The 22,633-nt window shown below is 65.4% G+C and carries 20 protein-coding genes; 6 read left to right on the top strand and 14 right to left on the bottom strand.

What is annotated here, in order from left to right:
- Positions 1-477: 477 nt before the first annotated feature.
- The 3 genes from AC25MA_RS02695 (at position 478) to AC25MA_RS02685 (ending at position 2,303) form a co-directional block, all read left to right on the top strand.
- Positions 478-1,374 (top strand): LysR family transcriptional regulator, encoded by an 897-nt coding sequence (locus tag AC25MA_RS02695; RefSeq protein WP_052896062.1) that lies wholly within the window; start codon positions 478-480, stop codon positions 1,372-1,374.
- A 450-nt stretch (positions 1,375-1,824) separates the two neighbouring features.
- On the top strand, positions 1,825-2,064 hold the full coding sequence (locus tag AC25MA_RS02690; RefSeq protein ID WP_036986827.1) for a hypothetical protein: 240 nt from the start codon (positions 1,825-1,827) through the stop codon (positions 2,062-2,064).
- Between the two features lie 32 nt (positions 2,065-2,096).
- Positions 2,097-2,303, top strand: coding sequence for a DUF3077 domain-containing protein (locus AC25MA_RS02685; RefSeq protein WP_088851693.1), 207 nt, complete (start codon positions 2,097-2,099; stop codon positions 2,301-2,303).
- Between the two features lie 40 nt (positions 2,304-2,343).
- Here AC25MA_RS02685 and AC25MA_RS02680 read toward each other — a convergent pair whose 3' ends face one another.
- The 4 genes from AC25MA_RS02680 to AC25MA_RS02665 all read right to left on the bottom strand — a co-directional run bounded on the left by AC25MA_RS02680 (position 2,344) and on the right by AC25MA_RS02665 (position 8,657).
- Positions 2,344-3,711 carry a TolC family outer membrane protein gene (locus AC25MA_RS02680; protein ID WP_486971767.1) on the bottom strand — a complete coding sequence of 456 codons (1,368 nt, stop codon included), beginning with the start codon at positions 3,709-3,711 and terminating at the stop codon, positions 2,344-2,346.
- A gap of 78 nt (positions 3,712-3,789) precedes the next feature.
- On the bottom strand, positions 3,790-6,867 hold the full coding sequence (locus AC25MA_RS02675; RefSeq protein WP_486971766.1) for a MexW/MexI family multidrug efflux RND transporter permease subunit: 3,078 nt from the start codon (positions 6,865-6,867) through the stop codon (positions 3,790-3,792).
- A 36-nt stretch (positions 6,868-6,903) separates the two neighbouring features.
- Positions 6,904-8,007, bottom strand: coding sequence for an efflux RND transporter periplasmic adaptor subunit (locus AC25MA_RS02670; RefSeq protein WP_247283393.1), 1,104 nt, complete (start codon positions 8,005-8,007; stop codon positions 6,904-6,906).
- Positions 8,004-8,657 carry a DsbA family oxidoreductase gene (locus AC25MA_RS02665; protein ID WP_028692828.1) on the bottom strand — a complete coding sequence of 218 codons (654 nt, stop codon included), beginning with the start codon at positions 8,655-8,657 and terminating at the stop codon, positions 8,004-8,006. Before AC25MA_RS02665 ends, AC25MA_RS02670 begins: the two co-directional genes overlap by 4 nt.
- 161 nt (positions 8,658-8,818) lie before the next feature.
- Here AC25MA_RS02665 and AC25MA_RS02660 point away from each other — a divergent pair, with 161 nt between their 5' ends.
- Positions 8,819-9,748: a class I SAM-dependent methyltransferase gene (locus AC25MA_RS02660; RefSeq protein ID WP_486971765.1), complete on the top strand. Its 930-nt coding sequence runs from the start codon at positions 8,819-8,821 to the stop codon at positions 9,746-9,748.
- Between the two features lie 15 nt (positions 9,749-9,763).
- Here AC25MA_RS02660 and AC25MA_RS02655 read toward each other — a convergent pair whose 3' ends face one another.
- From AC25MA_RS02655 to gcl, 8 genes are all read right to left on the bottom strand, one after another.
- Positions 9,764-10,762, bottom strand: coding sequence for a sulfate ABC transporter substrate-binding protein (locus AC25MA_RS02655; protein WP_028692830.1), 999 nt, complete (start codon positions 10,760-10,762; stop codon positions 9,764-9,766).
- 123 nt (positions 10,763-10,885) lie between these two features.
- Positions 10,886-11,707 carry an ion transporter gene (locus tag AC25MA_RS02650; RefSeq protein WP_028692831.1) on the bottom strand — a complete coding sequence of 274 codons (822 nt, stop codon included), beginning with the start codon at positions 11,705-11,707 and terminating at the stop codon, positions 10,886-10,888.
- A 45-nt stretch (positions 11,708-11,752) separates the two neighbouring features.
- The gene (locus AC25MA_RS02645; RefSeq protein WP_028692832.1) at positions 11,753-12,628 is read right to left on the bottom strand and encodes an urea transporter; all 876 of its coding nucleotides are present in this window, start codon (positions 12,626-12,628) and stop codon (positions 11,753-11,755) included.
- 208 nt (positions 12,629-12,836) lie between these two features.
- Positions 12,837-14,252 (bottom strand): pyruvate kinase, encoded by a 1,416-nt coding sequence (gene pyk / locus AC25MA_RS02640; RefSeq protein ID WP_062574708.1) that lies wholly within the window; start codon positions 14,250-14,252, stop codon positions 12,837-12,839.
- Complete coding sequence (locus AC25MA_RS02635; protein ID WP_486971764.1) at positions 14,249-15,523, bottom strand: glycerate kinase type-2 family protein; 1,275 nt, start codon at positions 15,521-15,523, stop codon at positions 14,249-14,251. The genes pyk and AC25MA_RS02635 overlap by 4 nt, the downstream gene beginning before the upstream one ends.
- A gap of 242 nt (positions 15,524-15,765) precedes the next feature.
- On the bottom strand, positions 15,766-16,659 hold the full coding sequence (locus AC25MA_RS02630; RefSeq protein WP_028692835.1) for a 2-hydroxy-3-oxopropionate reductase: 894 nt from the start codon (positions 16,657-16,659) through the stop codon (positions 15,766-15,768).
- Positions 16,660-16,839: 180 nt separating this feature from the next.
- Entirely contained in the window at positions 16,840-17,622 is a 783-nt protein-coding gene (hyi, locus tag AC25MA_RS02625; protein ID WP_241411766.1) for a hydroxypyruvate isomerase, read from the bottom strand.
- Positions 17,623-17,676: 54 nt separating this feature from the next.
- Positions 17,677-19,452, bottom strand: coding sequence for a glyoxylate carboligase (gene gcl, locus AC25MA_RS02620; protein ID WP_011532933.1), 1,776 nt, complete (start codon positions 19,450-19,452; stop codon positions 17,677-17,679).
- A gap of 257 nt (positions 19,453-19,709) precedes the next feature.
- Here gcl and AC25MA_RS02615 point away from each other — a divergent pair, with 257 nt between their 5' ends.
- Positions 19,710-20,150, top strand: coding sequence for a GlcG/HbpS family heme-binding protein (locus AC25MA_RS02615; RefSeq protein WP_028692837.1), 441 nt, complete (start codon positions 19,710-19,712; stop codon positions 20,148-20,150).
- 124 nt (positions 20,151-20,274) lie between these two features.
- On the opposite strand, the gene AC25MA_RS02610 is transcribed toward AC25MA_RS02615, so the two are convergent.
- Both AC25MA_RS02610 and AC25MA_RS02605 read right to left on the bottom strand, forming a co-directional pair.
- On the bottom strand, positions 20,275-20,886 hold the full coding sequence (locus tag AC25MA_RS02610) for a TetR/AcrR family transcriptional regulator (RefSeq protein WP_028692838.1): 612 nt from the start codon (positions 20,884-20,886) through the stop codon (positions 20,275-20,277).
- Positions 20,887-20,993: 107 nt separating this feature from the next.
- A complete protein-coding gene (locus AC25MA_RS02605; RefSeq protein WP_028692839.1) occupies positions 20,994-21,431 on the bottom strand; it encodes a DUF3757 domain-containing protein in 438 nt (145 codons plus the stop codon).
- A 149-nt stretch (positions 21,432-21,580) separates the two neighbouring features.
- Here AC25MA_RS02605 and AC25MA_RS02600 point away from each other — a divergent pair, with 149 nt between their 5' ends.
- Entirely contained in the window at positions 21,581-22,495 is a 915-nt protein-coding gene (locus tag AC25MA_RS02600; RefSeq protein ID WP_028692840.1) for a DUF808 domain-containing protein, read from the top strand.
- Positions 22,496-22,633: the final 138 nt, after the last annotated feature.

The following is a 22,633-nucleotide window of genomic DNA, read 5'->3' as shown; positions in this document are numbered from 1 at the left end:
GAAGCTTTTGCCAAAAAAAGCGAATAATTCCGATGGGATTGATGACGCCTGTTCATGGTTTTTTTGGCTATTAAGTTATGCGTTTTTTAGTGCGCGCAGGCGCAGGCCCCGTGCTGCCACGCGGCTTCCATAAAGGTTTGGGGGAGGGTGTTGAACAATATGGCAATTAAAATTTTCAATTAAATTAATATGAAAATTTTATGGCGTTATCGCCGCATACTTTGCCGTGTTGTTCCGGCTGTTGGTTTAGGCCGTGTCGCGTGTGCATCTCTGCATGGGGGACGCTCCTTGTCCATTATTCATCCATTAGTGCCGGACACTGTCCGGGACGTTGTTGTCGCACGAAGTGGCCTGGGCGAATAGTGACAAAAAGTGCGTGCATCGCGGCATGGTCTTCATGTGTCGTGCGCAGCTGTGGTACAACGCCGCAGGACACAGGATTCGTCGCCCGGTTTTCGGGTACACAAGGAGGTGATGGTGTTTTCCAAGATCAGTCTCGATCAGTGGCGCGCGTTCGTCTGCACGGTCGAGTGCGGCGGTTTCCAGCAGGCCGGCGAGCACATGTACAAGTCCCAGTCGGCCATCAGCCACTCGGTCAACCGCATGGAAATGCTCCTGGGCCAGGAGCTGTTCATCATCGAAGGCCGCAAGGCCGTGCTCACCTCCCTGGGCAAGGCCCTGCTGCCCCAGGCCAAGCACCTGCTGGGGGCGGCGCAGAAGCTCGAGCACCTGGCCAACCAGTACCAGCCGGGGCTGTTTACCGAGCAGGCGCTGGCGGTGGATGTGCTGTTCCCCATCGAATTGCTGCAACAGGCATTGCAGGAGTTTGCCCTGGAGTACAAGGATCACCGTATCCGCCTGTACGAAACGGCATTGTCCGGGGCCCGCGAGCTGCTGGAGGATGGCAAGGTCGAGCTGGGCATCGCCAGCAGCCTGCCTTCCGGTTACCTGCAGGAGTTCCTGCTCAATGTCTCGCTGGTCTGCGTGGTGGGGGCCAGCCACCCGCTGAGCGCGGCGCAGGGGGAGTTGAGCCTGGACGACATGAAGAACCACCGGCAGGTGGTGATCCGCGATTCCGGCACGCGCAATTCGCAGAACAGCGGCTGGCTGGGGACCTCGCAGCGCTGGACGGTGAGCAGCCTGGCGGCGGCCGAGAGCTTCGTCGAGCGGGGGATGGGCTTTGCCTGGTTGCCGGAGCATCGGGTGCAGCAGGGGCTGGCGCAAGGGCGGTTGGTGCGGGTCAACCTGCAGCATCAGCGGGAGCGGGAGGTGCCGATGTACATGGGGTATCCCGAGGAGTACCGGCACAGTCCCGAGGTGCGGTTGCTGGCGCAGATACTGCGGGAGCGGTGTCGGGAGTATCGGCCGGGGTGATTGTTGGGGCAGCTTGATGTGTTTTTTTGCGGTGTCGATTCCAGGTCACTGCGGTTCAAGGTGTTCTGAGTCAGCGTTTGGCTTTAGCTCGCCGGGGCTGCGCAGCAGCCCCGGCCATCTCGAAAACTGTCAGATGTTTCCGAACCTGAAACCAAATGCTTCAGCCAGCAAAGCTTGGGAACTATCCTACGCGCTTGCCGGAAGCCGCCGCGTTGTCGGGGAAATACCCCACGGATAACTTCACGGGGTCGCCATATCAGGTGACCGGGTGTGAGAACCCGAGGCGTAAAGTATCGGCAATCCAGTTATGGCAGCCGTGCCCGGGCAGACTTCGGTCTGGCCGAGTTTCTCTTGCGCCTCGGTTTCTCACCCCGTGCACGGCTGCCACCCTTTGTCCCGTGAGAAAGGCGCCGGAGGGCAGCATTCTTGAACTGCGCAGGAGTGTTGACCATGAAAAAGATCGTCCCAGACCCACCCCGTCTAGCCCCCTTCATCGCTATCCGCCCGACCCTCACCCGCGAAGAAGCCATGGCCGCCGCCGTCGAAGTGGCCACCGCCATTTCCGATGTCCTCGATATCTACTTCAAGACCGACCCTGGCGAAGCCCAGGACCGTCTGTTCGCCGCCAGCGACTACCTCGGCCAGCTGGCCTGTGCCTTGCTCGAACACAAGCCAGAGGTGCAGCCATGACCAACGCACGTACCGCAGGCCGGACCCGCTGCATGGACCTGTTCAAGGTCGAGCCGGGCATTCCCTTCGCGGATGCCTTCAGCGAGTTGTCGGTGCTGCTTGGCTGCATTCGCCACCTCACCTGCGAGGCCGAGATGGAAGGCGACCTGATGGCGGGCAGCGCAGCGCGCATGTTGAGTGCCATGGCCAAGGCGTTGATTGATGATATGGAGTTGGGGATGAACAACAGGAATCGATAAAACGTTGGGGCCGCTGCGCGGCCCCGACGATCCCAATGCTTCACCCGCGCAAATCACTCGGCAGGAAATCCCGCTCCGGCTCGTAGTCCAGCTTCAGATACCCCGCCAGCTCACGCAGGTCATCCGGGCTCAGGCTGCCGGCTTGTTGCTTCAGGCGCAGGCTGTCGACGATGTACGCATAGCGCGAGACGTTGTAGTCGCGCACCGCGTTGTACAGGTCGCGCTGGGCATCGAGGATATCGACGATGTTGCGGCTGCCCACCTCATACCCCGCCTCGGTGGCCCGCAACGAGCCCTGGCTGGAGATGATGCTCTGGCGCCGCGCGCGCACCTGCTCGACATCGCTGACCACCGCGCGGAAGGCGTTGCGCGACCCTTCCAGCACCTCGCGTTCGAGGCTGGTGCGGCCGTACTCGGTGCGCGCCAGCTCATGGGTGGCCTGGCGTACCCGCGCGCTGGTGCCGCCGCCGCTGAACAGCGGCAGCTTCATCTGCACCATCACCGAGCTGTCGCGCTGGTTGCCGGAGCGCTGGCCGAAGTGCGCGCTGGAATCCATCAGGTCGCTGTCGCCCTCGGCGTAGCCCATGGCCAGGTTGAAGGTCGGCAGGTGATCGGCCTTGCTGCTGCGCAGGGTCTGGCCGGCCTGGTTGACGGCGGCCTGGCTGGCGCGCAGGCGCAGGTTCTGCGCCATGGCCTGTTCGACCCAGGCCTCGGCGCGCGCGGGCACCGGCGCTTGCACCGGCAGGCTGTGGCGGATCCCGGCCAATGCCGGTTGCGCCTGCCCGGTCAGGCGCATCAGCGCCTGGTAGGCGTCTTCGCTGCGGCGCTGGCTGTCGATCAGGTTGGCGCTGGCGCGGTCGAAGCTGGCCTGGGCCGAGAGCATGTCGTTCTGGTCGGACAGGCCGGCGTCGTAGCTCAGCCGGGTCTGCTGCAACTGGCGGTCGAAGGCGCGCAGCTCGGCCTTGGCGGTGGCCAGGTTGTCCTCGGCCAGCAGGGTGTCGAAGTAGCGGCTGGCGGTGTCGAGGATCAGTTGCTGCTGGAACGCCGAGAAGTCCAGTTCGGCCTGTTCGTTCTCGGACTGCGCGGCCTTGAAGTCGAACCAGCGGCTGAGGTCGAACAGCGGCTGGTCGAGGCTCAGGCGGTACAGGCTGCCACTGCGCTGTTCGACCTGGCGGCGGTCGCTGCGCACGTCGCCGGCCTCGGCATCCAGGGCCACCTGCGGCAGCAGGCGGGCGCGGGCCAGAGGCACGGCCTCGCGGCGGGCCAGGTAGTTCTCGCGGGCGGCGGCCATGTCGCTGTTGTGCTCGACCACCTGGGCGTACACCGACATCAGCGTCGCACGCTCGGCGGCAACGGCCTGGGCCAGGGGCGCCAGGAACAGCAGGGGCAGAAGGGTCTTACGTAGCATGTCGTTTCTCTTTATCCGGGCCGGCCGCTCCCAGGGGCAGCCGATCACGGCTGCCACAGGGGAGGGCGGGCGAAGGGGTCAGGCCGGCTGGGTGTAGGCGGCCAGTTCCTGCAGGCGTGGGTCTTCGCTGGCGCGGTGGTCCTTGGCCAGCAGCGAGTACACGGTGGGCAGGATGAACAGGGTGAACAGCGTGCCGACCAGCATGCCGATGACGATCACCAGGCCCAGGCTGAAGCGGCTGTGGGCACCGGCGCCGCTGGCCAGCAGCAGCGGGACCAGGCCCACCACCATGGCCGCGGTGGTCATCAGGATCGGCCGCAGGCGGATCTGCGCGGCGCGCTCGATGGCCGTGCGGCGGTCGAGCTGGTCGGCCTGCTGCAGCTCGTTGGCGAACTCGACCATGAGGATGCCATGCTTGCTGATCAGGCCGACCAGGGTCACCAGGCCGATCTGCGTGTAGATGTTTACCGTGGCGTAGCCCAGGTACAGCGGGATCAGCGCGCCGCACACTGACATCGGCACGCTGACCAGGATCACCAGCGGGTCGCGCAGGCTTTCGAACTGCGCCGCCAGCACCAGGTAGATGACCAGGATGGCGAAGATGAACGTCACCACCAGGGCGCTGCCTTCCTGGACGAACTGGCGGGCATCGGACAGCCAGTCATGGCTGAAGCCGGTGGGCAGGGCATTGGCCTGGGCGGCGAGGAACTGCACCGCGTCGCCGATGCTCACGCCCGGCGCCGGCACCGCCTGCAGGGTGGCCGAGTTGAGCTGGTTGAACTGGGTCAGCTTGTTGGGCTCGATCGACATGTCGAAGCTGACCAGGGTCGACAGCGGCACCTGGGCGCCGTTGGCGGCCTTGACGTACTGGCCGACCAGCATTTCCGCCGACAGGCGCTGGGCCCGTGCCACCTGCGGGATCACGTCGTAGGAGCGGCCGTCGAGGGCGAAGCGGTTGACGTAGTTCTCGCCCACCAGCACCGCCAGGGCGTCGCCGATGGCCTGCATGCTGATGCCCAGGTCGTTGGCCTTGCTGCGGTCGATGTTGATGTTGACCAGCGGGCTGTTGAAGTCCAGGTCGTAGTCGACCACGGCGAACAGGCCGCTGGCCATGGCCGCCTGCTTGATCTTGTCCATGGCGTCGAACACCACGCGGTGGTCCTGGGAACTCTGGATCACCATCTGCACCGGCAGGCCGCCGGTGGAACCGGGCAGCGGCGGCAGCTGGAAGGCGAAGATGGCCACGCCCTCGATCTCGCCCACGGCTTTCTGGATCTCGGCCTGCAACTGGTCGGCGCTGCGCTGGCGTTTTTCCCAGGTGCTCAGGTTGGCGCCGCCGAACGCGGTGCGCGGGCCGTCGTTGCCGTTGACCACCCAGGTGATGTCGGTTTCCGGGAAGGTGGCGAACAGGCGGTCCATGCGGTGCGCGTACATCTCGGTGTAGTCGATGTTGGCGTACTGCGGGGCCTTGGCCACCGCCAGCACCTGGGCCTGGTCCTCGACCGGCGCCAGCTCGCGCTGGGCGCCGAGGTAGAGGATCGGCAGGCTGACGAATACCGCCGCGGCAATTGCCAGGGTCAGCCAGCGGTGGTGCAGGGACACGTCCAGCACGCGGCCGTAGCCCTTGCCCAGCCACTGGAAGAAGCGCTCGGCGCCACGGGCCATCGGCCCTTCGCTGGCCTGGCGGTTGAGCAGGAAGGCGCTCATCACCGGCGACAGGGTCAGCGCCACCACGCCGGACACCACCACGGCGCCGGCGAGGGTGAAGGCGAATTCCTTGAACAGCGCGCCGGTCAGCCCGCCCATCAGGCCGATCGGGGCGTACACCGCGGCCAGGGTCAGGGTCATGGCGATCACGGGGCCGGCGATCTCGCGGGCGCCGACCAAGGCTGCCTGCAACGGCGACTTGCCTTCCTCGATATGGCGGTGGACGTTCTCCACCACGACGATGGCGTCGTCCACCACCAGGCCGATGGCCAGGACCATCGACAGCAGGGTCAGCAGGTTGATGCTGAAACCGAACAGGCTCATGATCGCCGCCGCGCCGATCAGCGACAGCGGGATGGTCACCAGCGGGATCAGCACGCTGCGCAGCGAGCCGAGGAACAGGAAGATCACCACGGCGACGATCACCACGGCCTCGATCAGGGTCTTGACCACTTCATCGATGGACGCCTGGATAAAGCGGGCCACCTCGAACACGATGTTGGCGGTCATGCCCGGCGGCATGGTCTCGCGGATCTGCGGCATCATCTCTTGCACCGCGCCGACGATGGTCAGCGGGTTGCCGGCGGGGGTGGCGTGCAGGCCGATGAACACCGCCGGCTCGCCGTCCATGATGCCGCTGGTGTCATAGGAGGTGGCGCCGAGCTCGGCGGTGCCGATGTCGCTCAGGCGGATCAGCGTGTCGCCGTCGCGGCGCACCACCATCTGGCGGAACTGGTCGACGCTGGTCAGGTCGGTGTTGATGTTGATGTTGGCCGAGACGTACTGGCCCTTGGTCTGGCCGGGGGCGGCCTGGAAGTTGTTCTGGCGGATGGCCTCGGCCACATCGCTGGCCGACAGGTTGCGCGCGGCCATGCGCGCCGGGTCCAGCCACAGGCGCATGGCCAGCTTCTGGCCGCCGAGGATCTGCGCTTCGGCCACGCCGTCGATGGCCGCCAGGCGCGGCTGCACCACGCGGGAGATATAGTCGGTGATCGCCGGCAGGCCAATGTCCTTGCTCGAGAAGCCGACGTAGATCACCGCCGTGCCTTCGCCGGAAGACTTGGCCACCACCGAGTCGTAGGCGCCTTCGGGCAGGCGGTACTTGACCTGGTTGACGGCGGCCATGATCTCGGTGAGGGCCTTGTTGGAGTCGGCGTTGAGCTTCAGGCGCACGCTGATGACGCTCTTGCCCTGGGTCGAGGTCGAGCTCAGGTAGTCGACGCCGTCGACCGAGGCCACGGCCTGCGAGATGGGCTGGGTGACGAAGCCCTGCATCAGCTGCGAGCGGGCGCCGGGGTATTCGGTGGTGATGGTGATGGTCGCGCTTTCCAGCTGCGGGTACTGGCGGATCGGCAGGTTCAGCAGCGCCAGCAGGCCAAGCATGACGATCATCGCGCAGACCACCAGGGTCAGTACCGGGCGGCGGATGAACAGGTCGGTGAATTTCATGGTGCTACAGGTCCTTTTCAGTGGCACGCAAACCCATTACTGCTGGGCCAGGTCCGGCTTGCGCGTGGTGCTGGCGGCCAGGGTGTCGTCGGTGACCCGCACCGGCATGCCATTGCTCAAGCGGATCTGCCCGGACACCACCACGCGGTCGCCCGGGGTCAGCGCATCGAGCACCACCACGCGGTCGTCGCGGCGCGCGCCGAGCTTGACGAACACCTGCTCCACGCGCAGCGCGCCGTCCTTCTCGCGCAGCACGTACAGCGAGTTGCCGTAGGCGCTGTAGCTGATCGCCGTTTCCGGCACGCTGAGCACATCGGCGTGGCTCGGCAGCTCGATGCTGACGTTGGCGAACATGCCCGGCTTGAGTTGCTGGCCGGGGTTGTCGAGGGTCGCTTGCACCTGCATGGAGCGGGCGCCCGGGTCGATCTGCGGCTCCAGGGTGGTCACCGCGGCGACAAAGCGCTGCTGCGGCCAGGCGTCGACCTTGAGGGTGATGGCCTGGCCGGCCTGCAGGGCGGCGGCGGACTGCTCGGGGAGCGGGAAGTTGACGTGCAGGCGCGACAGCTCGGTGAGGGTCACCAGGCTGTCGCCGGGGCTGACGTACTGGCCGAGGTTGACCTTGCGGATACCCAGCACGCCGGCGAACGGGGCGCGGATGGTCTTCTGCGCGATCTGCGCCTGGACCTGGGCGATCTCGCCGAGCAACTGGTCATAGTTGGCCTGGGCCTGGTCCAACTGGGCCTGGGTGGAGGCCAGCGGCAGCACCTTGCGCGTGCGTTCCAGGGCCAGCTTGGCGTTCTTGGCCTGGGCCTGCAGCTTGGCCAGCTCGCCGCGCTCGGGCGCGTCGTTGAGCTTGACCAGCACCTGGCCGGCGGCCACGGCCTTGCCGGCGGTGAACTCCAGCGCGGTGATGCGCCCGCCGACTTCCGGCGAGACATTGACCTGGTGCACCGCCTCCAGGGTGCCGACGGCGCTGAGCACCTGCGGCATGGGGCCGGACTGCACCCGGGCGACCGCCACCGGGGTGGCGTTGGCCTGGGCGGCGGGGGCGTCGTTGGCCACTACCGCCGGGGCGGGCAGCAGGGCCATGGTCAGCAGCGACAGCGAGGTGCCGGCGGCGATCCAGTAACGGTTTTTCATTGGGCGGCTCCTTGCGCCTGGTTCTGGTTGGCACGGACCTGGATGAAGGTCTGGCGCAGCTGCTCGAGGCTCAGGGCGCCGGGGATGAGGTAACGGCCATCGATCACCAGGCTGGGCACCGAACTGATGCCCAGACGCCGGCCCAGGGCCAGCTCTTCATCGAGCATCTGCGGGGCCTGCTGGTCGAATGCGGTGGCGAAGGCCTGCGGGTCGAAGCCGGCCTCGGCGGCCACGGCCAGCACGGTGGCGCGGTCGCCGATGTTGCGGGCCTGCACCAGGTGGGCTTCCTGCAGGCGGTCGAACATACGCTCGTGGCCTTCGTTGCCGCCCAGCGCCTTGGCGGTCTGGCAGGCGAGGCCCGAGAGCAGGCCGGTGGGGTATTCGAAGTCCTGCTGGCGCATGGCTTCGATGTTGATGCGCTTGATGTCCTCGGCGCGCGAGCACGACAGCCAGTGGCTGAGGATGGTTTCCTTGGCCTTGGGCATCGAGCCGAAGCGCTCGACCATCGCCTCGCGGCTGGTCTGCAGGATGAAGCTGCGGTGCTGGATGTCCAGGTTGAGTTCGTCCTGCAACTGCTTGAGGCGCGGGGCGAGGACGAAGCACCAGCCGCAGACGACATCGTGGAAGAATTCGACTTTCAGGGGTGACATGGCAGTGATCCGGTTTCAGGGAGGGATGGCCGCACTATCCACAGCGCCCCGGCAAGAAAAAAGCGACAAAAGTGCCGCAAACCCTCTCATCCCCTTCATTGATGACCGCCCGGCCCGGCCTTGAGCGGGTAGAATGGCGCTTTTGCCTGACCGTAGCCGACATGAGCCCAGCCATCGCCACCCTCGAGCAGCACCTGCTCGCCGCCCTCGACCCCGCCCCTCTGGAGACCCGCCGCCTGTTCCATGGCCGTGGCCGTTGCTGGTCGGGACTCGAGCAGATCACCGTCGACTGGCTCGACGGCGTGTTGCTGGTGGCGCTGTTCCGTGAGCCGCCCGAGGGCCAGCTGGCCGAGCTCGAAGCGATGCTGATGGCGCTGGCCGAGCGCCCGCAGTGGACCGGCCAGGCCATCCTGCTGCAGCACCGCTACCTGCCGGACAGCCCTGGCCAGTGGTTGTGGGGCGAGCCGTGCCAGCAGCGCGAGGTGGTCGAGGATGGCCTGAAGTACCTGCTCGACCTGGGCGTGCGCCAGAACAACGGCCTGTTCCTCGACATGCGCTATGGCCGACGCTGGGTACGCGAGCAGGCGGCCGGCAAGCGCGTACTCAACCTGTTCGCCTACACCTGCGGCTTTTCGGTGGCGGCGATCGCCGGCGGCGCCGAGCAGGTGGTCAACCTGGACATGGCCAAGTCGGCGCTGTCCCGGGGCCGCGACAATCACCGACTCAACGGCCATGACGCCTCGCGGGTCGCGTACCTGGGGCATGAGCTGTTCAAGTCATGGGGCAAGGTGCGCAAGTACGGGCCGTATGACCTGATCATCATCGACCCGCCGACCTTCCAGCGCGGCAGCTTCGTGCTGACCCAGGACTACGCCAAGATCCTTCGGCGTTTGCCGGAGTTGTTGACTGAAGGCGGTACGGTGCTGGCCTGCGTCAACGATCCGGGGATCGGGCCGCAGTTTCTCATCGAGGGGATGGCCGAGCAGGCGCCGGGGCTGGTGTTTGTCGATCGGCTTAAGAATCCGCCGGAGTTTCCGGATGCGGATCCGGAGGGTGGCCTGAAGGCGCTGGTGTTCCGCCAGCAGGCCTGACCCGGCGAAGGGCGGTTACTTGTTGGTATAGATCTGGTCGAACACGCCACCGTCATTGAAGTGGGTCTTCTGCACGGTGCGCCAGTCGCCGAAGGTTTTTTCAACGGACAGGAAGTCGACTTTCGGGAAGCGGTCGGTGTACTTGGCCAGCACGGTGGCGTCACGCGGGCGCAGGTAGTTGTTGGCGGCGATTTCCTGAGCCTCGGGCGACCACAGGTACTTCAGGTATTCCTCGGCCACGGCCTGGGTGCCTTTCTTGGCTACCACCTTGTCCACTACGCTCACCGGCGGCTCGGCCTCGGCCGACACACTCGGGTAGATCACTTCGAACTGGTCGCGGCCGAACTCGCGGGCGATCATCTCGGCCTCGTTCTCGAAGGTCACCAGCACGTCGCCGATCTGGTTGGTCATGAAGGTGGTGGTGGCGGCGCGGCCACCGGTGTCCAGGACCGGCGCCTGCTTGAACAGCTTGCCGACGAAGTCGCGGGCCTTGGTTTCGTCACCGCCCTGCTTGAGCACGTAGCCCCAGGCCGAGAGGTAGGTATAGCGGCCGTTACCCGAGGTCTTGGGGTTGGGCACGATCACCTGCACGCCGTCCTTGAGCAGGTCCGGCCAGTCCTTCAGCGCCTTGGGGTTGCCCTTGCGCACGATGAACACGGTGGCCGAGGTGAACGGCGCGCTGTTGTTCGGCAGGCGGCTCACCCAGTTGTCCGGCACCAGCTTGCCGTTGTCGGCCAGGGCGTTGATGTCGGTGGCCATGTTCATGGTGATCACGTCGGCCGGCAGGCCATCGATCACCGCGCGCGCCTGCTTGCTCGAGCCGCCGAAGGACATCTGCACATTGACCTTCTCCTTGTGCTCGGCCTCCCAGTGCTTCTGGAACGCCGGGTTGTAGTCCTTGTAGAAGTCGCGCATCACGTCGTAGGAGACGTTGAGCAGGGTCGGGGCGGCCTGGGCGAGGTTGCCCAGGGCCAGGCCCGCGGCGAGCAGCGAGGCGCTGAAGAGTTTTTTCACTGGGGGCATTCCTTGTTCTGATTCAAAGGGTTGGCGATATGCCAGCGACTATAGCGTTTGGCGCTTTGGTCGCTAAAGATCAAATGGCTCTTTGCTTATGCTTGCCCCGCCTTGGGACGCTGCCTATTGCTTTGGAAACAACGCATTGCCACAGCGCGAACAGAACGCCGCGCCATGCTCGTGGTGGTGCTTGGCGCAGGTCGGGCAGTCATGCTGCAACTGCTCGCCACGCAGGGCATTGGCCAGTTCGGCGGTGAAGATGCCGGTGGGCACGGCAATGATCGAGTAACCGGTGATCATCACCAGCGACGACAGCACCTGCCCCAGCGGCGTCTTCGGCACGATATCGCCGAAGCCTACCGTGGTCAGGGTGACAATGGCCCAGTAGATGCCCTTGGGAATGCTGGTAAAGCCGTGCTCCGGCCCTTCGATCACGTACATCAGCGTGCCGAACACCGTGACCAGGGTCGACACGCTGACCAGGAACACGATGATCTTCTGCTTGCTGCCTTGCAGCGCCGCCAGCAGGTAGTGGGCCTGCTTCAGATAGGGGCTGAGCTTGAGCACGCGGAAGATCCGCAGCATGCGGATCACCCGGATGATCAGCAGGTACTGGGCGTCGCTGTAGTACAGGGCGATGATCCCCGGCACGATCGCCAGCAGGTCGACCAGCCCGTAGAAGCTGAAGGCATAGCGTAGCGGCTTGGGCGAGCAGTACAGGCGGGTGATGTACTCGGCGAGGAAGATCGCCGTGAAACCCCACTCGATGCCGGCCAGCAGCCCGGCGTAGTTCTGGTGAACATCGTCGATGCTGTCGAGAATCACCGTGACCAGGCTGGCGAGGATGATCAGCAGGAGGATCTTGTCGAAGCGTCTTCCAGCGACAGTGTCGGTCTGGAAGACGATGACGTAGAGCCGCTCGCGCAGGCTCGAAGGGTTGTCCATGGGCGCGTTCCATTGTGCGAATGGGCAGAGCCTAGGGGCTGTGTTTCAGCTGTGCAAGCGAGGCGCGTTACGGCGCTGGTTGAGCTGGGCCAGATGGTTGCCCAGGTGCATCAGCCAGCAGGCGGTGACGAACGGCGCGGTCAGCCCGGCGAGCGGTAGCAGGTTGAACAGTGGCTGTAGCAGCAAGGCACAGGCGATGGCGAGCAAGGTCACCCAGGGTTTCTCGCCCTGGCGGCTGAAGGCCAGCGCGGCCAGTGCCGCATTGAAGCCATAAAGCCCCAACCAGGCCCCTTGCGCTTCACCGGCCAGCAGCGCGACCCCGCCGCCGATGGCCGAGCCGATCACCGCCCAGGTGGCGGCATAGGGGTTGGCGAAGTACATGCCGATGACGATCAGCAGGCCGGCCATGGGCTTGTCGAGCAAAAAGATCTGCCCCACGCCGCGCAGCAGGGCATACACAGGGTCTGCCTCGACATAGCCGTTGGCCGACGGCTCGGCCAGCAGCAGGGTGGCCCAGCCTAGCAGCACGAAGGGCGCGGTGTAGGCGATCAGCAGCTTGCCGCCACGCTTGCGCCACTGGTGGGTGAGCATGCTCGACAGGCCGCCGGCGGCGATGATCAGCGGCGGCAGGATCGCCGACCAGGGCAGCACGGCGCTGATCAGGATGCCGATCAGCACGCCGTTGTAGCAATACAGCCCGGCCTGGCGGTCGGCGCGTTCGTAGCCGCGGCGCTGGGCGGTGAGCAGGCCGGCGAGGGCGCCAAGCAGGGCACCGCCGACCAGGTTCGGAGCGGTCAGCAGGATGGCCAGCAGGCAGCACAGGCCGCACAGGGGATTGCGCAGCAGCAGCACCTGGCTGAAGCCGTTGAGCAAGGCCGTGGCCCAGTCCGGGCACGGGTTGACGAAATTCTTGGTGTACATGGGCAGTCGGTAAAGTGGGTGGGGGAGCGGTGGGCCTCTTTGGGCCTCGGGTTATCCGCAGTTCTGTTGCATCGGTGTACGGGGAGGGCTGCGCCCTCCTTTCGCGACACAAGGCCGCTCCCATAGGGATCGTGTGTTCAGGCCTGGGTGTGATCCCTGTGGGAGCGGCCTTGTGTCGCGAAAGGGGCGCACAGCGCCCCCGGCGATCTCAGACCAAGGTCTCGATGCGCAGCGTATTAGTCGAACCCGGCTTGCCGAAAGGCACACCGGCGGTGATCAGCAGCGTGTCGCCACGGCTGGCCATGCCTTGCGCCTGGGCGATCTCCAGCGCCGTGGAGACCACCTCGTCGACCTGGCGCAGGCGGTCGTTGACCACCGAGTGCACGCCCCAGGTCACGCTCAGGCGGCGCGCGGTGTTGAGGTTCGGCGTCAGGTTGAGGATCGGCGCCCGTGGCCGCTCGCGGGCGGCGCGCAGGGTCGAGGCCCCCGACTCGCTGTAGTTGACCAGCACCGCCACCGGCAGGATGCCGCTGATACGGCGGATCGCGCAGCTGATGGCATCGGACACCGTGGCTTCGGCCTTGGGCCGGCCGACGTCGAGCTGGGCCTGGTAGTCCGGGCCGTTCTCCACCTGGCGGATGATCTTGCTCATCATCTGCACCGCTTCCAGCGGGTAGTCGCCCGAGGCGGTCTCGGCCGACAGCATCACAGCATCCGCGCCTTCGGCCACGGCGTTGGCCACGTCGGTAACTTCGGCGCGGGTCGGGGCCGGGGAGAAGCGCATCGACTCGAGCATCTGCGTGGCCACCACCACCGGCTTGCCCAGCTGACGGCAGGTGCCGATGATGCCCTTCTGGATCTGCGGCACGCTCTCGGCCGGCACTTCCACGCCGAGGTCGCCACGGGCGACCATGATCGCGTCGGACAGTTCGGCAATGGCCTGCAACTGCTCGACCGCCGAGGGCTTCTCGATCTTGGCCATCAGGTAGGCGCGCTCGCCAATCAGCTGGCGGGCCTCGACGATGTCCTCAGGGCGCTGGACGAACGACAGCGCCACCCAGTCCACGCCAAGCTCCAGGCCGAAGGCCAGGTCGCGGCGGTCCTTTTCGGTCAGCGGGGAGAGGTCCAGCACCGCCTGGGGCACGTTGACGCCCTTGCGGTCGGACAACTCGCCACCGGCCAGCACTTCGGTGTCGATGGCGTCGCCGTGCTTGGCGGTGACGCGCAGGCGCAGCTTGCCGTCGTCCAGCAGCAGGTCCATGCCCGGCTCCAGCGCGGCGATGATCTCCGGGTGCGGGAGGTTGACCCGGCGGCTGTCGCCCGGGGTCTTGTCCAGGTCCAGGCGCAGGGCCTGGCCGCGTTGCAGCTGGACCTTGCCGTCGGCGAAGCGGCCGACCCGCAGCTTCGGCCCCTGCAGGTCCATGAGGATGCCCAGCGGGTAGTTGAGCTGCTGCTCGACTTCGCGGATCCACTGGTAGCGCAGGGCGTGGTCGGCGTGCTCGCCGTGGCTGAAGTTGAGACGGAAGATGTTCACCCCGGCCTCGACCAGTTGGCGGATGTCATCGATGCCTTTGATCGCAGGCCCGAGGGTGGCGAGGATTTTGACTTTTTTATCAGGCGTCATGATTGCGGAGTCTCGAGGATCAGGATGGCACGGAAGTCGTTGACGTTGGTGCGGGTCGGCTCGGTGACGATCAGCGCGTCGAGGGCGGCGAAGTAGCCATAGCCGTTGTTGTTGTCCAGCTCATCGCTGGCCGACAGGCCCAGGGCCTCGGCGCGGGCGTAGCTGTCCGGGGTCATGAATGCGCCGGCGTTGTCCTCCGAGCCGTCGATGCCGTCGGTGTCGCCGGCCAGGGCGTACACACCCGGCAGGCCCTTGAGGCTTTCGGTGAGGCTGAGCAGGAACTCGGCGTTGCGCCCGCCACGACCGTTGCCGCGCACGGTGACGGTGGTCTCGCCGCCGGAGAGGATCACGCAGGGGGCCTTGAGCGGTTGGCCGTGCAGGACGATCTGCCGGGCGATGCCGGCATGCACCTTGGCCACCTCGCGCGACTCGCCCTCCAGGTCACCGAGGATCAGCGGGCTGAAGCCGGCCTGGCGGGCTTTCACCGCGGCGGCCTCCAGCGACTGCTGGGGCCTGGCGATCAGCTGGAAGTGGCTGCGGGCCAGGGCCGGGTCATCGGCCTTGACGGTCTCGGAGGCCGGGTTGTTGAGCCAGTCGATGACGGCCTTGGGGGCGTCGATGGTGTAGCGCTTGATGATCGCCAGGGCGTCGGCCGAGGTGCTCGGGTCGGCCACGGTGGGGCCGGAGGCGATGACCGTGGCGAGGTCACCGGGCACGTCGGAAATCGCGTAGGTGTAGACGGTGGCCGGCCAGCAGGCCTTGGCCAGGCGGCCGCCCTTGATCGCCGAGAGGTGCTTGCGCACGCAGTTCATCTCGCCGATGGTGGCGCCGGATTTGAGCAGGGCCTTGTTGATCTGCTGCTTGTCGGCCAGGGTCAGGCCTTCGGCGGGCAGGGCCAGCAGGGCCGAGCCGCCGCCGGACAGCAGGAAGATGACGCGGTCGTCTTCGCTCAAGTTGCTGACCAGGTCGAGCACGCGCTTGGCCACGGCCAGGCCTGCGGCATCGGGGACCGGGTGGGCGGCTTCGACCACCTCGATCTTCTGGCAGCTGGCGCCATGGCCGTAGCGGGTGACCACCAAGCCAGAGACTTCGCCTTGCCAGCTCTTTTCGACCACTTCGGCCATGGCGGCGGCGGCCTTGCCGGCACCGATGACGATGACCCGGCCGCTACGGTCGGCGGGCAGGTGGGGTTCGAGGACCTGACGGGGGTGGGCGGCGGCGATGGCTGTGTCGAACAGCTCGCGCAGGAGTTTTTGTGGATCGACCGACATGGCAGGCTCCCAGATTCTTGTTGTTTTGCACAATCGAAAACGCCCCTGGAACTGCCTCCGTGCAGGCCGAACCAGGGGCGGGTGTTGCTCGGTGTCATCACTGGACCTGTGGTTGCAGGTTCAGCGTTGTTGGATCTGGAATCGTGGGGGCGCTTTGCGCCCCTTTCGCGACACAAGGCCGCTCCTACAGGGGATTGCGTACCGCCTGTAGAGCGGGCTGCACAGCAGCCCCCGGATTCAAATCACTTGTCGTCGCGGATCGAGAAGTTGGCCATGTGCTCCAGGCCCTTGATCAGCGCCGAGTGGTCCCAGTTGCCGCCGCCCAGCGCCACGCAGGTGCTGAACACTTGCTGGGCGTTGGAGGTGTTGGGCAGGTTGATGCCCAGTTCCTTGGCGCCTTGCAGGGCCAGGTTCAGGTCCTTCTGGTGCAGGTTGATGCGGAAGCCCGGATCGAAGGTGCCCTTGATCATGCGCTCGGCGTGTACTTCGAGGATCTTCGACGAGGCGAAGCCGCCCATCAGTGCTTCGCGCACCTTGGCCGGGTCGGCGCCGTTCTTGGCGGCGAACAGCAGCGCTTCGCCGACGGCCTGGATGTTCAGGGCGACGATGATCTGGTTGGCCACCTTGGCGGTCTGGCCGTCGCCGTTGCCGCCGACGCGGGTGATGTTCTTGCCCATGGCTTCGAACAGCGGCAGGGTACGCTCGAAGGCCTTCGGGCAGCCGCCGACCATGATGCTCAGGGTCGCGGCCTTGGCGCCGACTTCGCCGCCGGACACCGGGGCGTCCAGGTAGGCGGCGCCGGTGGCCTTGATCTTCTCGGCGAAGGCCTTGGTGGCGGTGGGGGAGATCGAGCTCATGTCGATTACCACCTTGTTCGGGCCGACGCCTTCGACGACGCCGTTCTCACCGAACAGGACGCTCTCGACTTGCGGGGTATCCGGGACCATGACGATGATGAACTCGGCTTCCTGGGCAACTTCTTTCGGGTTGGCCAGGGCCACGGCGCCGGCGGCGATCAGGTCGGCCGGTGCCGCGTCGTGGTGGGTGGAAACGAAGATGCTGTGACCTGCCTTTTGCAGGTTCTGGGCCATGGGCTTGCCCATGATGCCGGTGCCGAGGAAACCGATTTTAGCCATGAGAGTTCTGCCTCTTTGTATTTGTATGAACAGGCGACCAGGCCCCTGTAGGAGCGGCCTTGTGTCGCGAAAGGGGCGCGTAGCGGCCCCACGATCTCAGTCACGCCGGAAGATTGCCGGGGGCTGCTGCGCCGCCCTTTCGCGACACAAGGCCGCTCCTACAACAGTTCCGGGTGGGTCTTAAATTGCGTTGTGGGTCTTGAGCCAGCCCAGGCCCGCCTCGGTGGTGGTCTTGGGCTTGTACTCCGCGCCCACCCAGCCCTGGTAGCCGATGCGGTCCAGGTGCTCGAACAGGAAGCGGTAGTTGATCTCGCCGGTGCCCGGCTCGTGGCGACCCGGGTTGTCGGCCAGCTGCACGTGGTTGATCAGTTTCAGGTTGGTTTCCAGGGTGCGCGCCAGGTCACCTTCCATGATCTGCATGTGGTAGATGTCGTACTGCAGGAACAGGTTGTCGCTGCCCACCTCGGCCTGGATTTCCAGGGCCTGCTGGGTGGTGTTCAGGTAGAAGCCGGGGATGTCGCGGGTGTTGATCATTTCCATGACCAGGCGGATCCCGGCGCCCTTGAGCTTGTCGGCGGCGTAGCGCAGGTTGTCGACGAAGGTCTTGCGCACGGTGGCGCAGTCCAGGCCCTCGGGGCGAATGCCGGCCAGGGCGTTGACCTGGGTGTTGCCCAGCACCTTGGCGTACTCGATGGCCTTGTCGACGCCGGCGCGGAACTCTGCGACGCGGTCTGGGTGGCAGGTGATGCCGCGCTCACCCTTGGCCCAGTCACCGGCCGGCAGGTTGAACAGCACCTGGGTCAGGCCGTGGGCGTCGAGCTGCTGCTTGATCTCGGCGGCGCTGAAATCGTACGGGAAAAGGTATTCGACACCGCTGAAACCAGCGTCGGCGGCGGCCTTGAAGCGGGCCAGGAAGTCCTGTTCGGTGAACAGCATGGACAGGTTGGCGGCGAAGCGAGGCATAAGTCGTCTCCTTGCGTTGAAGACCCCCGCGCAAGGCACGGGGGCGTCAGGCGATCAGTCCAGCAGCGAGATGGCGGTCGGCGCGTCGTTGCCGACCAGGGCGAGGTCTTCGAACTCGTTGACCGCGTTGATCTCGGTGCCCATGGAAATGTTGGTCACGCGCTCGAGAATCACTTCGACCACCACCGGCACACGGAACTCTTCGGCCATCTTCTGCGCCTTGAGCAGGGCAGGAGCGATGTCGGCCGGTTCGAACACGCGCAGGGCCTTGCAGCCCAGGCCTTCGACCACGGCGACGTGGTCGACACCGTAGGTGGCGGCGTCGGTGGCGTTGATGTTCTCGAAGGCCAGTTGTACACAGTAATCCATGTCGAAGCCACGCTGGGCCTGGCGGATCAGGCCGAGGTAGGCATTGTTCACCAGCACGTGGACGTACGGCAGGTTGAACTGCGCGCCCACCGCCAGTTCTTCGATCATGAACTGGAAGTCGTAGTCACCGGACAGCGCGACGACCTTGCGCTTCGGATCGGCCTTGACCACGCCGAGGGCGGCCGGGATGGTCCAGCCCAGCGGGCCGGCCTGGCCGCAGTTGATCCAGTGGCGTGGCTTGTACACGTGCAGGAACTGCGCGCCGGCGATCTGCGACAGGCCAATGGTGCTGACGTAGCAGGTGTCCTTGCCGAACACCTGGTTCATCTCTTCGTACACGCGCTGCGGCTTGACCGGCACGTTGTCGAAGTGGGTCTTGCGCTGCAGGGTGGCCTTGCGCTGCTGGCAGTCTTCCAGCCAGGCCTTGCGGCACTTGAGCTTGCCGGCGGCTTTCCACTCGCGGGCTACTTCCAGGAACACGTCCAGTGCCTTGCCGGCATCGGAAACGATACCCAGGTCCGGAGTGAATACGCGGCCGATCTGGGTCGGCTCGATGTCCACATGCACGAACTTGCGGCCTTCGGTGTAGACGTCGACGGAGCCGGTGTGGCGGTTGGCCCAGCGGTTGCCGATGCCGAACACCAGGTCGGATTTGAGCAGGGTGGCGTTGCCGTAGCGGTGCGAGGTCTGCAGGCCGACCATGCCGACCATCAGTTCGTGGTCGTCCGGGATGGTGCCCCAGCCCATCAGGGTCGGGATCACCGGCACGCCGGTCAGTTCGGCGAACTCGACCAGCTTGTCGCTGGCGTCGGCGTTGATGATGCCGCCACCGGCCACCAGCAGCGGGCGCTCGGCGTCATTGAGCAGGGCCAGGGCCTTCTCGGCCTGTACGCGGCTGGCTTGTGGCTTGTGTACTGGCAGCGGCTCGTAGGCGTCGATGTCGAATTCGATCTCGGCCATCTGTACGTCGAACGGCAGGTCGATCAGCACTGGGCCCGGGCGGCCGGTGCGCATTTCATAGAAGGCTTTCTGGAAGGCGTAGGGCACCTGACCTGGTTCCAGGACGGTGGTTGCCCACTTGGTCACCGGCTTGACGATGCTGGTGATGTCGACGGCCTGGAAGTCTTCCTTGTGCAGGCGTGCGCGCGGTGCCTGGCCGGTGATGCAGAGGATCGGGATGGAGTCGGCCGAGGCGCTGTACAGGCCGGTGACCATGTCGGTGCCGGCAGGGCCGGAGGTGCCGATGCACACACCGATGTTGCCCGGGTTGGCGCGGGTGTAGCCCTCGGCCATGTGCGAGGCACCTTCGACGTGGCGAGCGAGGACGTGATCGATGCCACCGACTTTCTTCAGGGCCGAGTACAGCGGGTTGATGGCAGCCCCCGGAATGCCGAACGCGGTATCTACACCTTCACGGCGCATGACCAGAACGGCTGCATCGATTGCTCTCATTTTGCTCATGGTTTGTGCCTCATCGATTTTGTAATTGTATACAACTTGCGTTGCGGCAGAGTGTATTCATGCTCGGCGCAAAAGGTCAATCCATTTTCGTCGGCGGCGTTGACTGAGTGGTCATTGGGCGATGAGGCGGCATTTCGTCGCACTTGGTGAGATTGAGCCAAATAATTGTATACAAAGCGTGCCTTCGTTGTGTTCTATTCTGTCTACTGGTTTTCAACTGCCCTCAGGGCTTCTCACAACAAGAAGAGGACCTTTTCATGAACGCATTGACCCTCAAAGACGCTGTCGGCGTGGTGAACGCCGCGCTGGCCGCGGGCCGCAAGATCAACGCCGCGCCGCTGACCGTGGCGGTGCTGGATGCCGGCGGGCACCTGCTGGCGCTGCAGCGTGAGGATGGCGCCACCCTGCTGCGTCCGCAGGTGGCCATCGGCAAGGCCTGGGGCGCGGTGGCCCTGGGCAAGGGCTCGCGCCTGCTGGCGCTGGATTCGCAGCAGCGGCCGGCGTTCTATGCCGCGCTGAACGGGCTGGGCGAGCGGCCGGTGGTGCCGGTGCCGGGCGGGGTGCTGATCCGTGATCGGGACGGCAAGGTGCTGGGGGCCGTCGGGATCAGCGGCGATACCTCGGATATCGACGAGCAGTGCGCGATCAGTGCGATCGAAGAGGTGGGGCTGACGGCGGATGCGGGTGTTGCTGCGTAAGGCTCGTCATTTTGGGGCCGCTCTGCGGCCCATCGCGACACAAGGCCGCTCCTAAAGGGAAATGCGTAACCTCTGGAGCGGCCTTGTGTCGCGAACGGGCTGCACAGCAGCCCCATTGGCCCTATCAGGCCGCCTCGGGCTCGCAGCCCTTCAACACCAGGCGGATGATTGTCTCCGCCGCCGCGTCATAGTCGCTGTCGGCCAGCTTGGCCTTGCCGGTCACCACGGCGATCTGCCAGTCGAAATCCGCGTAGGTCTGCGTCGCCGCCCAGATGCTGAACATCAGGTGGTGCGGGTCGACATGGGCGATCTGACCGCGCTCGATCCAGCGCTGGATGCATTCGATGTTGTGGCGGGCCTGCTCGTTGAGCTGCTCGACCTGGCGTGGCGACAGGTGCGGCGCGCCATGCATGATCTCGCTGGCGAACACCTTGGAGGCGTGGGGCAGGTCGCGGGAGATGCGGATCTTCGAGCGGATGTACGCGCTGAGCACCTCTTTCGGATCACCGTCGGCGTTGAACGGCGTCGAGGCCTGCATGATCGGCGCGATGATGCTCTCGAGCACCTCGCGGTAGAGGTTTTCCTTCGACTTGAAGTAGTAGTACACGTTCGGCTTGGGCAGGCCGGCCTTGGCCGCGATGTCGCTGGTCTTGGTGGCGGCGAAGCCCTTGTCGGCGAATTCTTCACTGGCCGCGCGCAGGATCAGTTCCTTGTTGCGCTCGCGAATGGTGCTCATGGTGGGGGACGGTCCTTTGACGCTGCGAGCACGGATGGTAGCAAGAACCCTTGTACAAAGCATCCCACGCCCATGCCGGCCAGCCGTGCTGGCCGGCATGGATGGCATTACCTGGCTTCCCGGAATGCACAGCCCTGCAGGTCTTGCGAGCGACACTCGAAATAGATGATGCCGAAGGGACCCTCATGTCGCTTCCAGGCTGGTGCATTGGCGAGCCGGATTGGGATGTCGGGGGTGACTTCAGTACGGTAGCGCATGTCTATGCTCTGCTTTCCCGAAGTCTTGTAGGTGCAGGCGCGCAGCCTGCCTACGCCGTCGACCTTGCCATCGGACGGGTAGAATATGGCGCTGTCGAACGAGATCACGACGCTGTTCTGGTCTTTCAGCAGCCCGAGCCATTGGCCATCGCCGCTTTCTGCTCTGGCGGTGAGTACGCCGTTGGTGTTCTGGATTTCGGCCGGCGCGGGGCAGAATTCCATGGTTGCGGCCATGACGTTGCCTGCGAGCAGCGCAGGCAGAGTGAGCGAGAGTGCGTGTTTGAGCATGGGTATTCCTTGTCGTCTGAAGCACGATGGAGTGGCTTCGCTATGCTAGGAATGCCCTGCCATAGGATATGCAGGCCAGATCTTCCCAAACGGCAGGGAATGGGACTGCGTGGCGTAGGATGAATAGATCGCTTTTTATGGAGTAGTGCATGGCAGGAAGTAGTTTGTTGGTACTGATCGACGACATCGCCACGGTGCTCGACGATGTCTCGGTGATGACCAAGGTCGCGGCAAAGAAGACCGCAGGGGTGCTGGGTGATGACCTGGCGCTCAACGCTCAGCAGGTCACCGGTGTGCGCGCCGAACGCGAGATACCGGTGGTGTGGGCGGTGGCCAAGGGCTCGCTGCTGAACAAGGCGATCCTGGTGCCGGCGGCGTTGCTGATCAGCGCGTTCATTCCCTGGGCGGTGACACCGCTGCTGATGCTCGGCGGCGCTTACCTGTGCTTCGAGGGCTTCGAGAAGCTGGCGCACAAGTTCCTGCACAGCAAGGCCGAGGACGAGGCGCAGCACGAGGCGCGCAAGCAAGCGCTGGCCGACGCCAATGTCGACCTGGTCGCCTATGAGAAGAGCAAGATCAAGGGCGCGGTGCGCACCGACTTCATCCTGTCCGCCGAAATCATCGCCATTACCCTGGGCATCGTCGCCGATGCGCCGTTGAGCCAGCAGATCGTTGTGCTGTCGGGCATCGCTGTGGTCATGACCATCGGTGTCTATGGCCTGGTGGGGGGAATCGTCAAGCTCGATGACTTGGGCCTGTGGATGACGCAGCGGGCATCGAACCTGTCCCGCGTGGTCGGTAACGGCATCCTGCGCGCGGCGCCCTACATGATGAAGGGCCTGTCGGTGGTCGGTACCGCTGCCATGTTCCTGGTCGGCGGCGGCATCCTGGTGCACGGCATCGCGCCGCTGCATCACGCCATCGAGGCGTTCAGCGAAGGGCGGGGCGGGGCGTTGACCGGGGCACTGCTCAATGGTGTGGCGGGAGTGATCGCCGGGGCGGTGGTGCTGGCGGCGGTTGCTGTCGCGGGCAAGGTGTGGCGGGCGGTAAAACCGGCAAACTGAGGCGCCCGACCGGGCCTTGCCTCGGATCTCCTGGTATGAGCGGCCTTGTGTCGCGAAAGGGCCGCGAAGCGGCCCCAGGACCTCGGCATCATGCGAAATCGTCGGGGCTGCTGCGCAGCACTTTCGCGACGCAAGGCC

The sequence above is a fragment of the Pseudomonas sp. P65(2024) genome (assembly GCF_057480955.1).
The sequence above is the reverse complement of the archived record's forward strand: the minus strand, read 5'-3'. Positions and strand labels throughout refer to the sequence as shown.

Bases quoted from the DNA above. Each gene is read 5' to 3' on its own strand.
- AC25MA_RS02690 (WP_036986827.1), top strand. From the start codon at position 1,825: ATGAAAAAGATCGTCCCAGACCCACCCCGTCTAGCCCCCTTCATCGCT.
- AC25MA_RS02685 (WP_088851693.1), top strand. From the start codon at position 2,097: ATGGACCTGTTCAAGGTCGAGCCGGGCATTCCCTTCGCGGATGCCTTC.
- AC25MA_RS02680 (WP_486971767.1), bottom strand. From the start codon at position 3,711: ATGCTACGTAAGACCCTTCTGCCCCTGCTGTTCCTGGCGCCCCTGGCC.
- AC25MA_RS02675 (WP_486971766.1), bottom strand. From the start codon at position 6,867: ATGAAATTCACCGACCTGTTCATCCGCCGCCCGGTACTGACCCTGGTG.
- AC25MA_RS02670 (WP_247283393.1), bottom strand. From the start codon at position 8,007: ATGAAAAACCGTTACTGGATCGCCGCCGGCACCTCGCTGTCGCTGCTG.
- AC25MA_RS02665 (WP_028692828.1), bottom strand. From the start codon at position 8,657: ATGTCACCCCTGAAAGTCGAATTCTTCCACGATGTCGTCTGCGGCTGG.
- AC25MA_RS02660 (WP_486971765.1), top strand. From the start codon at position 8,819: ATGAGCCCAGCCATCGCCACCCTCGAGCAGCACCTGCTCGCCGCCCTC.
- AC25MA_RS02650 (WP_028692831.1), bottom strand. From the start codon at position 11,707: ATGGACAACCCTTCGAGCCTGCGCGAGCGGCTCTACGTCATCGTCTTC.
- AC25MA_RS02645 (WP_028692832.1), bottom strand. From the start codon at position 12,628: ATGTACACCAAGAATTTCGTCAACCCGTGCCCGGACTGGGCCACGGCC.
- pyk (WP_062574708.1), bottom strand. From the start codon at position 14,252: ATGACGCCTGATAAAAAAGTCAAAATCCTCGCCACCCTCGGGCCTGCG.
- AC25MA_RS02635 (WP_486971764.1), bottom strand. From the start codon at position 15,523: ATGTCGGTCGATCCACAAAAACTCCTGCGCGAGCTGTTCGACACAGCC.
- AC25MA_RS02630 (WP_028692835.1), bottom strand. From the start codon at position 16,659: ATGGCTAAAATCGGTTTCCTCGGCACCGGCATCATGGGCAAGCCCATG.
- hyi (WP_241411766.1), bottom strand. From the start codon at position 17,622: ATGCCTCGCTTCGCCGCCAACCTGTCCATGCTGTTCACCGAACAGGAC.
- gcl (WP_011532933.1), bottom strand. From the start codon at position 19,452: ATGAGCAAAATGAGAGCAATCGATGCAGCCGTTCTGGTCATGCGCCGT.
- AC25MA_RS02615 (WP_028692837.1), top strand. From the start codon at position 19,710: ATGAACGCATTGACCCTCAAAGACGCTGTCGGCGTGGTGAACGCCGCG.
- AC25MA_RS02610 (WP_028692838.1), bottom strand. From the start codon at position 20,886: ATGAGCACCATTCGCGAGCGCAACAAGGAACTGATCCTGCGCGCGGCC.
- AC25MA_RS02605 (WP_028692839.1), bottom strand. From the start codon at position 21,431: ATGCTCAAACACGCACTCTCGCTCACTCTGCCTGCGCTGCTCGCAGGC.
- AC25MA_RS02600 (WP_028692840.1), top strand. From the start codon at position 21,581: ATGGCAGGAAGTAGTTTGTTGGTACTGATCGACGACATCGCCACGGTG.